This window comes from Capilliphycus salinus ALCB114379 (assembly GCF_047276495.1).
Classification (GTDB): Bacteria; Cyanobacteriota; Cyanobacteriia; order Cyanobacteriales; family Microcoleaceae; genus Capilliphycus; species Capilliphycus salinus.
This window is the reverse complement of sequence record NZ_CP178543.1, coordinates 2711620-2725828: the sequence shown is the minus strand read 5'-3', so window position 1 is coordinate 2725828 and position 14209 is coordinate 2711620. Positions and strand designations below refer to the sequence as shown.

The 14209-nt window shown below is 43.9% G+C and carries 9 protein-coding genes; 2 read left to right on the top strand and 7 right to left on the bottom strand.

Annotated features, from left to right (window positions below):
* The first annotated feature begins 341 nt into the window (after positions 1 to 341).
* Together ACL6C3_RS11335 and ACL6C3_RS11330 are read left to right on the top strand one after the other, a co-directional pair.
* Positions 342 to 2021, top strand: coding sequence for an alkaline phosphatase family protein (locus ACL6C3_RS11335; protein WP_413167276.1), 1680 nt, complete (start codon positions 342 to 344; stop codon positions 2019 to 2021).
* Positions 2022 to 2868: 847 nt separating this feature from the next.
* Positions 2869 to 6198, top strand: a complete 3330-nt coding sequence (locus tag ACL6C3_RS11330) for an Ig-like domain-containing protein (RefSeq protein ID WP_413167275.1) — start codon at positions 2869 to 2871, stop codon at positions 6196 to 6198.
* A 226-nt stretch (positions 6199 to 6424) separates the two neighbouring features.
* On the opposite strand, the gene ACL6C3_RS11325 is transcribed toward ACL6C3_RS11330, so the two are convergent.
* The 7 genes from ACL6C3_RS11325 to ACL6C3_RS11295 all read right to left on the bottom strand — a co-directional run bounded on the left by ACL6C3_RS11325 (position 6425) and on the right by ACL6C3_RS11295 (position 14209).
* Positions 6425 to 7561, bottom strand: coding sequence for a glycosyltransferase family 4 protein (locus tag ACL6C3_RS11325; RefSeq protein WP_413167274.1), 1137 nt, complete (start codon positions 7559 to 7561; stop codon positions 6425 to 6427).
* Between the two features lie 85 nt (positions 7562 to 7646).
* Positions 7647 to 8468 (bottom strand): sulfotransferase domain-containing protein, encoded by an 822-nt coding sequence (locus tag ACL6C3_RS11320; RefSeq protein ID WP_413167273.1) that lies wholly within the window; start codon positions 8466 to 8468, stop codon positions 7647 to 7649.
* 56 nt (positions 8469 to 8524) lie between these two features.
* The gene (locus ACL6C3_RS11315; RefSeq protein ID WP_413167272.1) at positions 8525 to 9340 is read right to left on the bottom strand and encodes a sulfotransferase domain-containing protein; all 816 of its coding nucleotides are present in this window, start codon (positions 9338 to 9340) and stop codon (positions 8525 to 8527) included.
* A gap of 62 nt (positions 9341 to 9402) precedes the next feature.
* Entirely contained in the window at positions 9403 to 10302 is a 900-nt protein-coding gene (locus ACL6C3_RS11310; protein WP_413167271.1) for a sulfotransferase family protein, read from the bottom strand.
* On the bottom strand, positions 10299 to 11261 hold the full coding sequence (locus ACL6C3_RS11305) for a glycosyltransferase family 2 protein (RefSeq protein ID WP_413167270.1): 963 nt from the start codon (positions 11259 to 11261) through the stop codon (positions 10299 to 10301). Before ACL6C3_RS11305 ends, ACL6C3_RS11310 begins: the two co-directional genes overlap by 4 nt.
* Before the next feature lie 83 nt (positions 11262 to 11344).
* Positions 11345 to 12301: a sulfotransferase family protein gene (locus ACL6C3_RS11300; protein ID WP_413167269.1), complete on the bottom strand. Its 957-nt coding sequence runs from the start codon at positions 12299 to 12301 to the stop codon at positions 11345 to 11347.
* 138 nt (positions 12302 to 12439) lie between these two features.
* On the bottom strand, positions 12440 to 14209 hold the full coding sequence (locus ACL6C3_RS11295) for a cellulose-binding protein (RefSeq protein WP_413167268.1): 1770 nt from the start codon (positions 14207 to 14209) through the stop codon (positions 12440 to 12442).

Below are 14209 nucleotides of genomic sequence, written 5' to 3'. Positions count from 1 at the left end.
AGCGTTTACTGGCTAACCCCGTAAAGAGATTGAGTTGATTGATCGATCTCGAAAACAGTGATTAGGTCTTGAAATCAAACCAAACCGCGAAGTAAAACGTCAGCGATCGCGAGTTGAATTCCGGTTGGACCGAAAACGTTTTTTAGAAGTTTTAATTCTCCATCTGGTTAACTCAATCAAGACTTTGTAAAGAGTGAAGCCAAGTCTTGAAAAATTAATCCTGTCAAACAGACAAAACAGGTAGACTAGACTTGAATTGTCGAAAATTCAAGACTTAGCTGAAAAATTACGGTTAAGCTTGTACACAAAAGCGCGATATTGAATCAACCGAGGCTGATTTTATGCAAAACCCCAGAAATCCTGTTATTGCAATTGGATTAGATGCCGCTCAACCCCCCCTACTCGAAGAGTGGATGTCTAAGGGATATTTAAAAAATTTAAGCCGTTTACGCGAACAAGGCATTTATAGCCGTTTAAAGAACTTCAAAGACTCCAACGTCGAAACCGCCTGGACAACCTTTTCCACCGGTTGCCGGCCGCAAAAAACCGGGTATTGGGCGGCGATGGGGTTCCGTGAAGGCACTTACGAAACCGAAACTCGCGCGGCTTACGACTACAAAGAATACAAGCCCTTCACCGCTTTGGGAGAAGATTATCGAGTCATCACCTTTGACGTTCCCCAACTGCGACTGAACCCTCAAACCAACGGCCTGCAAATCGGGGCTTGGGGCGCCCACTCCCCCCAAATTCCGAGCAGTTCAATACCGGAATCCTTATACCAAGAAATCATTGACAAACACGGCCCCCATCCGGGTCTGCATAACGATTATGCGGTTTGCTTGGATGTGAAAACCACCATGAAGCTTGAGGAGCGGTTTGTCACCGGGATTCAGCGTCGTGCGGCGATTTGTCAAGATTTGATGCAACGTCAGCCCTGGGATTTATTCTTAACGGTATTCAGCGAATCTCATGGCGGCGGCCACGTGTTCTGGCACCTCAGCCAACCGGATCATCCCCTCTACGAAAAACTGCGACCCCAAGTAGACCACGACCCCCTGCTCGCGGTTTACCAAGCGATGGATAAAGCCATTGGTGAGATTTTAAGCAAAGCTCCAGAAAATGCTCATGTGGTTCTGTTCTCCGATCACGGTACCGGAGCCGCAACCATTGACTTACCGAGCTTTATTTTCTTACCGGAGTTTCTCTATCGCTACAGTTTCCCCGGAAAATTTGGGATTGGCGATGGCAAAACCACCCAACCGTTACCGCCCCCCATTACCAAGATGAAGTGGAACTATTGGGAGCGCCATCTGTGGGGTGAAAAGTACGATCCGAACCCGATTCGACGGTTCCTCAGACGAGAAACTCCCACTCGGATTTTTAAACTGATAGAACGCTATATTGATGCTCGGGGCGAGTACGATTTAATTTCTCCGTTCCAACTCAAGCGCCAGGGTGAAACGGTTGTGCCTTGGAACCCGGCTCAGTGGTACAAACCCCTTTGGCCGAAGATGAAAGCTTTTGCGGTTCCCAGTTTTGCCGAGGGTTACGTGCGGATTAACCTCAAAGGTCGCGAACCCAACGGAATTGTCGATCCTTCTGAGTACGATGCCGTTTGTGATGACCTCTGTGAGAAGCTTTACGCCCTCAAAGATGCCCGCAAGGGTATTCCGATGGTCAGTCATATTGTTCGCACCCGCAAAAATGCCGAAGATCGCGATCCGAAATTACCCGATCCCGATTTGATTGTGGTTTGGCAGGAAGAATATGCGACGGATGTAGTGGAAAGTCCTGAATTCGGACGTTTTGGCCCGTTGCCTCCCTATCGCGCCGCCAGCCACCGCTCCGAAGGATTTATTCTCGCTAAAGGCCCCGATATTGCGCCCGGATCTACTTTGTCTGAGGGTCATGTTCTCGATTTGGCTCCTTCGATTTTAGATTTGATCGGCGCCCCGATTCCCGAACATATGGAGGGCAAACCCCTGGCTTTGCGAACCAATCAACCGGTTGTTAAGGCTTAGTTGAGTGTGCAATTAAGCGATCGCGACCCATAGGGGATTTTACCGTTAACTCGCTGCGCGGGAAGTCCCACTCCAAAAAACGAAGTGTTGGTGTTGGGATGAAAGCGCAGTCAAGATTTGTGGTAAGATGAATCGAGTCTGTTGGAACACCAACAACACGCGAAAACAAAGCGTCTAAAATTAGCCTGTGGAAGACGGGCGTCTGCCTGTGGACGCTGTGTAAGATCAATTTGTACTTGGTACAAAAAGGCGATGGCGGGTGAAGCAGGAAGCCCACGCCATAAATGAAATGTTGGCGTTGGGTACTTCACGAGCGACAGATGTTAGTACACCGGTCAATACCAGCCCGGACAAAGTGACTAACTCTGTCGCTTTTTTGATGTCTCCGGGGAACATATCTCAGTATCTTTACAGAAAAATTACAAAGTTTATCAAAACATTTTACATAATCACCTGTATTTTTACGGAAAGTAAATGTTAGTCTAAAAGAGCCATTAACTGGCCAACAGGTCAAACGTTTTTTATTAATTTTGCGCTGGGGTAAAGCGTCACTAAAGTTGACGTTCTGATTTTCTATGCTTTGCCATTCATAAAATCGGGGTAAAAAACTGTTTTAAATCAATAAAGTCTGTGGTTTTATTCCGAAAAAAACAACTTTATGGGGATGTTTTTTGCTTATTTTTTTGAGTTTTTAATTGAAAAGAATCATTATTTCTATCTTTTCTTAAGAGAATTAATAGAGGGTTTTTATCGAAAAAAAGCACAAAAAAATTGATTTAAATCGGGCAAAAAACTTTAGGGCTGAAGTCTTGAAGCATATCTGTTAAATTTGAGGAATTAAGAGACCATGACAATTACTCGTATTTCTGGGCAAGCACAAGAAATTGATATTACTGAATTTTGGTTGGACGATGCCACAGGCAATGAAGCCTTTGAGTATTCAAGCTGGTGGGCTACTTCGTCAGCTAATAACTTACTATTTTTTAATGAAGCTCAAAATGTCATCCTCTCCGAAGATATTAAAATTAGTAATCCCCAAGATTGGGAAGACCTTAATAATTTAGGAACAATTGAGGCGGGTACTGTTGTTGACAGTCATTTCATCTATCTCAAAAATGCAGAAACATCACAACGGAGAACATTTACCGCCACCTTCGAGTTTGACGGCCCAATTATTGGCTTCATGGCTGATGATGAGTTGTTTGGTAATGCCGGCACCCAACAAACTGTCAACGGTAATGATCAACTCGTTGGTTATCGGGCTAGAGTAATACAAGATGGAAATACTTTAGAAGGGCCAGAGTTTGGAGACGATCAAGATACCGTCAGAATCCTGGGAGAGAATAATAACATCTTAGAGGTTACGTTTACCAGTCAATCTGCTGTTGACCCTCTGCGGGTGATTACCCTCGATTCTGGAACGCCAGAACCTCCCCCTCAAAATACGCCTCCCGTCGCGGACAACGACAGCTACAATACCGGTTTTCAATCTAGTGTGGTTGTTAATGCCGATTTGGGGGTTCTCGATGGGGATACCGACGCCGACGGGGATAATTTAACCGCCAGCTTGGTCACTCAACCGCAAAACGGTACTCTGGAATTTTTGGCGGACGGTTCGTTTACCTACACTCCCAACGGGGGTTTTAGCGGAACCGACAGCTTCAGTTATACCGCCAACGATGGGGAAGATAGTTCTAATGTTGCCACCGTTAGTATTAATGTAGAAGCGCCTCCAAATACAGTCCCAGTAGCCGACAATGACAGCTACAACACAGGTTTTCAATCTAGTGTGGTTGTTAATGCCGATTTGGGAGTTCTCAACGGGGATAGCGACGCCGATGGAGATAATTTAACCGCCAGCTTGGTCACTCAACCGCAAAACGGTATCCTGGAATTTTTGGCGGACGGTTCGTTTACCTACACTCCCAACGGGGGTTTTAGCGGAACCGACAGCTTCAGTTATACCGCCAACGATGGGAAAGATAGTTCTAATGTTGCCACCGTTAGCATTAATGTAGAAGCGCCTCCCAACACTGTTCCCGTCGCCGATGACGATAATTACGCCACCAATTTTGAATCGTCCATCTTTGTTAATGCGGCTTCGGGTGTTCTCAACGGGGATACCGACACCGATGGGAATAATTTAACCGCCAGCTTGGTCACTCTACCACAAAACGGCACCCTGGAACTTTTGGCGGACGGTTCATTTACTTACACTCCCAACGCGGGTTTTAGCGGAACCGACAGCTTCAGTTATACCGCCAACGATGGGAAAGATAGTTCTAATGTTGCCACCGTTAGTATTAGTGTAGCAGCGCCTCCCACACCGGAACCGCAACCTCAACCGGAACCTCAACCGGAACCTCAACCGGAACCTCAACCCGAACCTCAACCCGAACCTCAACCGGAACCTCAACCCGAACCTCAACCGGAACCTCAACCCGAACCTCAACCGGAACCCCAACCTCAACCGGAACCCCAACCGGAACCCCAACCGGAACCTCAACCTCAACCGGAACCCCAACCTCAACCGGAACCCCAACCGGCTCCTCAACCTCAACCGGAACCTCAACCTCAACCGGAACCCCAACCGGCTCCTCAACCTCAACCGGAACCTCAACCTCAACCGGAACCCCAACCGGCTCCCCAACCGGAACCTCAACCGGCTCCTCAACCTCAACCGGAACCTCAACCTCAACCGGAACCCCAACCGGCTCCTCAACCTCAACCGGAACCTCAACCTCAACCGGAACCCCAACCGGCTCCCCAACCGGAACCTCAACCGGAACCCAAACCTGTTCCTACTCCTGAACCTGTTCCTACTCCTGAACCGGAACCGCAACCTGTTCCTACTCCCCAACCGGCTCCCCAACCGGAACCGCAACCTGTTCCTACTCCCCAACCGGCTCCTGAACCGGAACCGCAACCTGTTCCTACTCCTACTCCTGAACCTGTTCCTGAACCCGCTCCTGCTCCCCAACCCGCTCCTGCTCCTGCTCCCCAACCTGCTCCTGCTCCTGAACCGGAACCGCAACCTGTTCCTGCTCCCCAACCGGCTCCCCAACCGGAACCGCAACCTGTTCCTACTCCTACTCCTGAACCTGTTCCTGAACCCGCTCCTGCTCCCCAACCCGCTCCTGCTCCTGCTCCCCAACCTGCTCCTGCTCCTGAACCGGAACCTGTTGCTGCTCCTGAACCGGAACCTGTTGCTGCTCCTGAACCTGTTAGTCAACCCATTTCCACAGTCAGAGAACCGGAACCCATTTCTACACCGACACCCTCACCGACTCCGAGAACACCAGAACCCAGTTCTGAACCCATTCCCAGAGAAGAACCCAATTCTGAACCGACTCCGACTTCTACTCTAGACTCAAGATCAATTTTGAGCGGAACCAATCAAGATGATTCTCTGATGGGTACTGCTGAGAGTAACATCATTAACGGTGGATTGGGTAATGACACCCTGTATGGTCTTTCAGGAGACGATAACCTTTTTGGTGTTCAAGGTAATGATTGGCTGTTTGGTAATGAGGGTAATGATTTCTTAGACGGACGTGAGGATAATGACAGCCTTTTTGGTGGAAAAGGCGAAGATACTCTCCGGGGTAATAGTGGTGAGGATGTCATGTTTGGTGACATCGGTAATGATTACTTATTCGGTGAAGATGGTAACGACTGGATGAATGGTAATCAGGGTCAAGATTTCCTAGAAGGTGGAGAGGGAAGTGATACTCTCTACGGGGGTCAAGATGATGATACCCTCGTTGGTGATGCGGGTAATGACTTGCTCACCGGTGATATCGGTCGTGATATCCTTATCGGTGTTGACCCTGATATTTCCGGTGTCGGTCGCGGCGAAGTTGATACTCTTATCGGTGGAACAGAGGCGGATATTTTTGTCTTGGGAGATCAAAGTCAGGTTTACTATGATGATGTTGATAATGCGACTCCCGGTTTGAATGATTATGCACTGATTGAGGATTTCAACCCTGATGAGGACATGATTCAGTTGTTTGGTCAACCTCAAAATTATCGCCTTGAGACTCAACCTGCTGAAGGTGTAACCGCTCTCTATCACATCACGGGTGAGGGTACTGATGAACTGATTGCTATTATTCAAAGCAGTTCTTCCCTCAGTTTAGATAGCGATGACTTCAGCTTTTTGAGTGGGAGATAATTAAGCGATTCCTAGCTGAATAAAATTAAAGACCCCGGTTTCTCAAAGAAATCGGGGTTTTGCGATCTATGTTTAGATGAAAAAACCCGGTTTCTTCTACAATTTCAGAAAATAGAGGATGTTTATTCTAAAATTAACCGGGTTTTTGGCGAGCGCTAGCTGAACCCAATTCCAACCCCAATTCCTCAAAGAAACCGGGGTTCTAAGTTGATGTATTCTATTGAGTTTACTGAATCATATTGAGCATAATGTTGTACATAGACTCAGCCCATTTGTTCCAATTTAGGCGATCATCATATTGTTGTCGAGAAGATTGTACAAGCTGTTTATATGTTTCTTTGTTGGTGAAGTGATCTGCAATTTGTTTTGCATATTCCTCTCCACCTGCTGAGAAAGGAAGCATATAACCGTTTTTCCCTTGTTGAAGAATGGTTGGAATTCCACCAACATCGCTGGTAATTACCGGAATACCGTAGGCGTTTGCTTCACAAATTACAATGGGTGAACAGTCCGCACGGGTGGGGAAAACCAGAAAGTGAGAGTTGAGTAGTAATTGACTGAATTGTTCTTGTTCTTCGGGAATATTTTTATTTAAAAAAGGAATGATTTTGAGCTTTTCGTGTTTAAATTCCGAGGGGGGAACACAGCCAATCATTAGAAGTTCAGCATCTACTCCCATCTCGAGTAAAGAAAGAAGGGTTTGATAAGCAATATTTCCTCCCTTTCTTTCCCAGTCTTTACCGATGAATAATAGATTACATTTGGAGATTTCACATTTTTTGAGCGTTTCACTCGCCTCGGGAACTGTGTCTACATTGGCGCCGAAAGGTACAATTTCAATTTTGTTCGCATCGACTTCATAATCGTTAATTGCTGAATGAGCCGCCCATTGTGAGGAGTAAATCAGTTTGGTGGATTTTTTTAAAGCAATGACTTCCTGTTCAGAAGCTCGTAAAAATTCTTCTTCATTTGAGTAGATTTTGTAGGTTTGTTTGATCAGTTTCGGAGTGGCGTCTGATAAGTAGATAATCGGTAAATCCGTTTCTAAATAAGTTAATTCTTTCGATGAAACTGGAGCAAAAATTACATCGCACGGGGTTTTATTGAGCGTTTTCTTAACGGAGCGATAAAATTGTTCGTAGGCTAAATTCGGATCGACATTTTTTTTGTTGACTAACTTCTTGGCTTTTTTGAGATAGTTTAATGGTTTTTTCCAAGGAGAAGGTTTGCTGGGATGTCCTAAGTTAATTAGGTTGACATTCTGATTACTCAACGCTCTGTGCATATGATAAAGCGTTCCCGAAAATGTATTTTTATCTAAATAGTTTTTGGCCGAATAGTAACCAATGTTTATTGGACGCATAATCAATTTCCTCTTGTTGGCTAAAGTTTTAATTTCAATAACTTTTTTATTCCGGACAATAGTTCGACTTCCTGATTGCTAAGAATCACCAATCGAAATGAACATTTAAAAGCTCATACAACTTTTGATTTTCAGGACTAAAATAAGCTTTTAGTTGCTCTATAATCTCCGGATCGCCAGGATTTATTACATAGTTAGCCGCCGCATATTTTTGAGTTTTTAACTGTTTAATTTGTTCGGTAGAAAAGGGTTGAATTTCTAAAAAATTACAGACGTTCTCTAACACTTCACTTAACCGATCGCGAAATTGTTCAAAGTTGACGACTAAAATATTTTGTTTGTCAAAATATTGGTAGTAGTTTTTTAGGTAGTTCGCGTATTTTCCTTTCTCAATATATTGATAAGGATATTTCGGCGGAGTCGAATTGGGGTCTAATTCCTGGGCGATCGCTTCTGCAAAGGTTCTCTGATCGGCAATTCCTCTTAGATAGGGATCGGGATTTTTAGAATATTCTTGAAACATTTGCCATGCTGAATAAGCGCGATCGGCGGGGTTTCTCAGAATGGCAATCATCTTAATATTACCTAAATCCTGTTGAATTCTTGGAGGAATATATTGAGGATAAAGATAACTCGGTGCGGCTTCAAAGGTGAGTTTTTTTCCTTTGCGAAGTTTGGAGGGAAAATGTTTGAGATACCAGCCCAAACCTTTGTTATAGTTTTCATGGACATCGAAATAATAGGTTTCTCTCCATGTCCATGTAATCAAACTTTCAGGATGTTGAGCCAGGTAACGATACAGTGAAGTTACTCCCGATCTTTGAGCGCCTATAATTATAAAATCGGGTTTTGACTTCCAGATCGGGTAAGTGGAATAAATCACCTCCTTAACACGTTTTTTAACCATGATTATCGCTTTTCAACTCGATAAGATGCCGCAAAAATTAGCCGAATATCCGAAATTTATGACCAGGTGTAACGCTGTCCCAACAAAGTATAAAGTTCTTCGTTGTAGGGAACAAAATATTCTTTTAATTGCGCGATGACCTCCCGATCGGACTCGCTTTTCTCGACTTTGTATTTTCCTGCATTGTATTTTGTCTGTTTGAATTCTTGCAGTTTTTCAGGGCTAAAACGTGCTATCCCCAAAAAGTCGCAGGTGCTATTGAGTAAGGTTTCTACATCTTCTTTAAACTGACTAAAGTTCAAGACCAGCAAGTTTTCTTTGTTAAAATGCTTGTAGTAGTTTTGCAGTTGGTGAGCATATTTTCCTCGATTAATATAATCGAAAGGATATTTCGCCGATAAACCGTTTAACTCGTCGTCTACGGCTTGTTTAAAGCTTCTTTCATCGGCAATATTGCGGAGATGATCGTGAGAATTATCGGCAAAGCTATGATACATTTGCCAAGCAGAATAGGCCCGATCTACGGGGTTTCTGAGGATGGCAATCATTTTAATATTGCCCAAATCCTTTTTAATTAATTCGGGAATATAATCAAAATAGAGATAGCTTGGCGAAGCATCAAAGGTGAGTCGGTCTCCCTTTTCTCGTTTCGAGGGAAAATTTCCCAAATACCAACCCAACCCCTGACTGTAATTTTCCTGTAAGTCAAAATAACGAATCTCTTTCCAAGATTCATTTCCGATCACTTGAGGATGCTGAATTAAATAGTTATACAGGGAAGTTGTTCCGGCTTTTTGCGCTCCAATGACTAAAAAATCGGGGTAAGATTTTATCAGGGGATAGGCAACATTTTTGATCAAACCTTTAATCATTTTTTTGTCCTTCTTTTTAAATGATGATGCAACAGTTTTAGTTTGGAAAAATCTACCGGCACTTAAGCGGACTTGGATAAGGATTTCTGGGGAACAGCAACCCAATTTCTTTCCGTTTCTTTGACCATTCCTTTAAAGTTTTTGCAATTCAATTCTATTCCCAACCAAGAGCCGAGTTCGGCCAAATCCCGATCAAAAATTGCCTCCAATTGTTCTATTTTTTCCGGTGCTAACTTGGGTTTTTCCTTCATCGTCCAGAAGTCTTTCACCTTGTCCCGAACTTCTTTAGGTACCAACCAACGGCGCAATTCTCGCAAACCGGGAGTTTCGGTTAAAAAGTCCCGCCAAACACTGTTACGCAAACGTTGGGTCGAAACATTTTTCGCATCGAGTTCAAAATCCCATTGCGGTTGACCCGAATAACCGATAAATTTACAGACTCTTTCTAATTCTTCTTGGGGAGAGCTTAACATCCTTTCAAAGAACAGGGGAAGAACGCGATCGGAGCCAAAGGTTTCAAAATATGGCTCTAATTGCATCGTATATCGGCTATAATCAATCAGTTCTTGATGTTGATCGACTGCCGAGTTAATATCAACCGAAATCACTCGCATTGTCCATTCGTGGATGTATTGAGAAATCAACCGATCAATCGGATGACGCATCACATAAATAAACTTGGCATTCGGACAATGTTGGTTTAAACGTTTAATGGTTTCAGGATAGGTCGGTAACTTCGTATAGTGGGTACTGGACTCGCCGCAAAGGTCATTTTCCCCGGCACCTTTAAACAGAGAAAGATACCATTCTATTCCCTTAGCATATACTTCATCATTACTGAAGAAATAGGGTTCTTTTGGTTCGCTCATACAGAGACCCGGTTGCAAAGCGAGTTGCTTATGCAAGGTGCTAGTTGCACATTTCATTGCACCAATGATGATGAAGTCTGGATATTTGCTCATTGTTGTTTTTCGGGTAATAGTGGGGGTTTCATTGGGTTTTGCCAATTCATCCAAATATCTTGAGCTTGGTACTCGCAGATATGGGGGGGTTTATGTTGGGCTAACTCGCGAGCGAGGGAAATCGTTCGACCGACTAACCAACAAAAGTTAGCTAAACCTAAACCTAAAAATCCGTAGAATTTGGCAAAGTATCGCGATCTCGACGCATACAAATAAGGTCGGGGTCGTTTTCGCGCCGCAACTTCTGATTTGACAGAACCACTTCCCCCTCGCAGATGAACGACTCTCGCTTCGGGCCAGTGAAGAATTTTCCAACCCGCATTTCTGGCTCGACGACAATAGTCTACGTCGTCGTAATACATGAAATATCCTTCATCCATTAATCCCACTTGCTCGATCACTTCCCGACGAACTAATACACAAGCAAAACTTGTCCACTGAGGTTCAAAGGGAACGTTGGAGACGGGGATGGGGACATCGTATTTTTTCAAAAGTTGGGTGACGGGTGCGGTTGCGGCCGATGCAATGAGTTCACTCCAGGGAGAATGGTAACGAAAACAACTGATTTGAGGTTTGGCATCTGGCCATTCCAAACGGGGGCTAATTAACCCCGCTTCCGGATAGGCTGACCTTGCCTTTAACAGTGAATCAATCGCGCCCTTCCTTACAATTGTATCACTATTTAATAGCAGATAAGCATCCGCTTCTACTGATTTAATTCCGACATTATTTCCCGCAGAAAATCCCCCATTCACCGGAGAGGCTAAAACTCGCGCCCAGTTGCTCCAGTTTTTTTCGGCGATCGCGGCTTCAATCATTTCGACAGAGTTATCGCCGGAGGCATTATCGACAACAATAACGGTATCGCGATCAATTTTAACTTCCGTTTCAAGAGAAGCTAAACAATCAATAACCAGCTTCGGTGTCCGGTAATTCAGAATAATAATCGCCAGAGACATTAGCTTTATCAATTACAAGGTTTACAAGCTTCAGCATTTGAGAAAAAAGTCTGAATTTTGGGGAATATTTAAAATGGTCTTCCCTACTTCAGTCGGCTTTGATAAACCGCATTAATTTGCAGTTTAACTTTCTTTTGCCACTCCTTGGAACCCAACTTTCGGGCTATATAATATTCGATAACCAAAGGCCATCCCAAGCGTTCTACCCGGCCTTGCAGTCTTCCCCACCAATTTTCGATTTTCAGTTGTTTCTCCATCATTGGTGTGACGTTAATCGGCGGATATCCGCTCAGTTCATAGCCCCGTTCGACTAATAAATTGCCGATTTTTTTCTCAACTAACTGTACATCTCGTTCCGACATTTTCCGTTTCCATTGGGCTATATATTTCGGGTCAGGAAATTCATATCTACTGTTTTTAGTATAATCGAACATTTCCTCATCGTAACCCACGCCCAGAAACTCACAAACCCTGGTCAAGGTTAAAACCGGTTCGGCAATTAATTCTTCATAACTGAGTTCACACCGTCTATTTTCGGGAACAATTTGTTTGACTTGATTCCATAATTGTTCGGCTTGGCGCCAACGTTCTACACCATACCAAACGTTACCCACCCAACCCATACCGATACAGGAACGAGCCACATCTCGAGCATCTCGAATAATGTGAATGTAACGGGCATCGGGCCAAATGTGCAACACGCGATCAAAGTGGCGGTGAACCGTAGCCCCAACAATACTTTTCCCTTCTAAATCCCGTTGTTGAACCAGAAAACTATTGATCAGTTCGGGATAATTCAGGCTGCGGTCAATTTCAAACCCGGTCGCTCGAAAGATGCGATGAGTTTCTAACCACTCATAATATTGATTTAAGTCGGGACATTGCCCTTGATCTGACAATAAATCTACAGCATATTCAAACTCATTACACCAGGCTATTTTGGGATGATGCCCTAACATCAATCTTAAAACAGTTGTACCTGAGCGTTCAGCGCCCACAAGAAAGGTAGGTTCAGAAATCCAATGAGAATTGTCCTGCATTAATCTATTGCCTCTGCATGGGAAGTTTTCGGGAGACAAACCCCTTTTAAAATAGTGTAATTGAACACTATTTCTTTCTCTGAAAATTCTTTTTCTAGTTTATCATTGTTTTTTGGATTTTATTAAATTTTTACAAAGTTAGCATCCCTCCCACCAGCAAGAGTTTTCGGTCATAAAGTCCATCAAAGCATCATATTTCGGAGACTCGGATTGATCCACATACTCCAACGCTCCCCAACTTCCCCACTTGGTGGGTTTGGCAACATCAACAAAGTGCATAAACATTGTTCCCCCCACCGCTTTCCAATCTTGAAATAACTGGCTGTAAAGTTCATACATTTCGGGACGACGATTCAGTTCGATAAAAAACTCGGTCAACTGTTCATTATTCACCACATCTTTGCGGCCAACGATATGCTGTCCCCCTTCATAAGCCATTAACTTCAAGCCTTTTTCTTTAGCCACCTCAGCATGATAAGAAAACAATTCTTTCACCTGAGGTAAACTATCCGGTCTTCCCTCAGACAATAATTTTCCAGTTTTCAACTGTTGAAAAGCCTTTTGAAAACCGCCATCACCTTCTTTTAACCAAGACTCAACTTTACTAACATTTTCGGGATGACCTAAAGAAGCCCCAAAATATCCGGCGATCGCATAAGCCCCGATCTGATGTTGATAACAAGCCTTATTTCCTTCCGCCACCCAATAGGGACAATCTAAAATATCTTTTTCGGAGCCTTTCCAACCGACTTGAGTCGCCACCACACAAGTCACCCGATCTTTTTGATCGGCAAAAACATCTTTCCAAATATCGCACATTTGAGCGGTTCGCATTCCATACCATTGTCGAAAAGCATCTTTTTTATCCTTTCCCCAACGCTTCTGACCTTCTTCGAGAGCATAATGAGTTTGTTTAAACTGCCAATTCCAAACTTCATTAGAAAACTCAACATAAATCTTCAGATCCCGGTCGAGACTTTCCTTAACTGATCGAGCAAAATTCCTCATATACTCATCGGTCGCCATGTGAGGCATATTAAACCAAGGATCGGCTTGAACCTTATTCGTCAAAGCCACCATGACTTCGAGAGGAACCCCTTTGACCCCGTAAGAAGCCATGTCCGGCGTCGGTCGATTTTTCCATTCTTTTTGTTTGGAATGATTGGTTCCCATCCAATCCATAAAACGCAAAGATCTAAAGTTTTTAATTCTTTCCAGAAAAGCCGTATTAAAAAGTTCCCCGCTGCGATATAAAGGTTCATCTTCGGCGTAAATCACCCTAATATTGCGGAGATAATTCCCGGTTTTGTTGGGGTCGGTTGCGGTAATTGTCACCAAAACCCCGCCGGATTGAGAAGCATCGACATTAATCACATCTCGACCGGGAGTTGATGCGTCTTCATCCTTTTTGGCGGATAAACTATATTCTATTGTTCCCTCTCCGTCGTACAAAACAAGATATTGACCCGAGGGAAAATGGTTGGGTATTCCTCGCAACAACAACGAACTCACCCGAGTATATTTGGGAGAATCTTCGGGAGCGGGTAAAGACTTGACCCAACCCTGTTCATCTAAGTCTAAAATATCTTGTTCTTTGGTATTCCATTCTCCTTGACAACCCGGATCGGAATTGGTACACTGAGTAATCCAGGCTTGAGAAGATTTAAAGTAATTTAAAAAGGGCAATTGGGAAGACCAAGGGGCAATTCCGCTTAAATTAATCCCGAGGGGAGAATCATCGTTATTGGGATTTGAGTTGGAGTTTTGGCTCAGGGTAATCTCCGGTAAATGGGGAAATAACCAAGCGTTGACCCGATTATATAATCCGGGCAATAGACTCGAAAACAAAACAATTCCAACGCTAAAAAAGATGAAATAATTTTTGAGTTTGAACGGTGAGGTTTTCAT

What these genes read in the sequence shown, in the direction of transcription:
- ACL6C3_RS11335 (WP_413167276.1), top strand. Translation starts at nt 342, where the DNA reads ATGCAAAACCCCAGAAATCCTGTTATTGCAATTGGATTAGATGCCGCT.
- ACL6C3_RS11330 (WP_413167275.1), top strand. Translation starts at nt 2,869, where the DNA reads ATGACAATTACTCGTATTTCTGGGCAAGCACAAGAAATTGATATTACT.
- ACL6C3_RS11325 (WP_413167274.1), bottom strand. Translation starts at nt 7,561, where the DNA reads ATGCGTCCAATAAACATTGGTTACTATTCGGCCAAAAACTATTTAGAT.
- ACL6C3_RS11320 (WP_413167273.1), bottom strand. Translation starts at nt 8,468, where the DNA reads ATGGTTAAAAAACGTGTTAAGGAGGTGATTTATTCCACTTACCCGATC.
- ACL6C3_RS11315 (WP_413167272.1), bottom strand. Translation starts at nt 9,340, where the DNA reads ATGATTAAAGGTTTGATCAAAAATGTTGCCTATCCCCTGATAAAATCT.
- ACL6C3_RS11310 (WP_413167271.1), bottom strand. Translation starts at nt 10,302, where the DNA reads ATGAGCAAATATCCAGACTTCATCATCATTGGTGCAATGAAATGTGCA.
- ACL6C3_RS11305 (WP_413167270.1), bottom strand. Translation starts at nt 11,261, where the DNA reads ATGTCTCTGGCGATTATTATTCTGAATTACCGGACACCGAAGCTGGTT.
- ACL6C3_RS11300 (WP_413167269.1), bottom strand. Translation starts at nt 12,301, where the DNA reads ATGCAGGACAATTCTCATTGGATTTCTGAACCTACCTTTCTTGTGGGC.
- ACL6C3_RS11295 (WP_413167268.1), bottom strand. Translation starts at nt 14,209, where the DNA reads ATGAAAACCTCACCGTTCAAACTCAAAAATTATTTCATCTTTTTTAGC.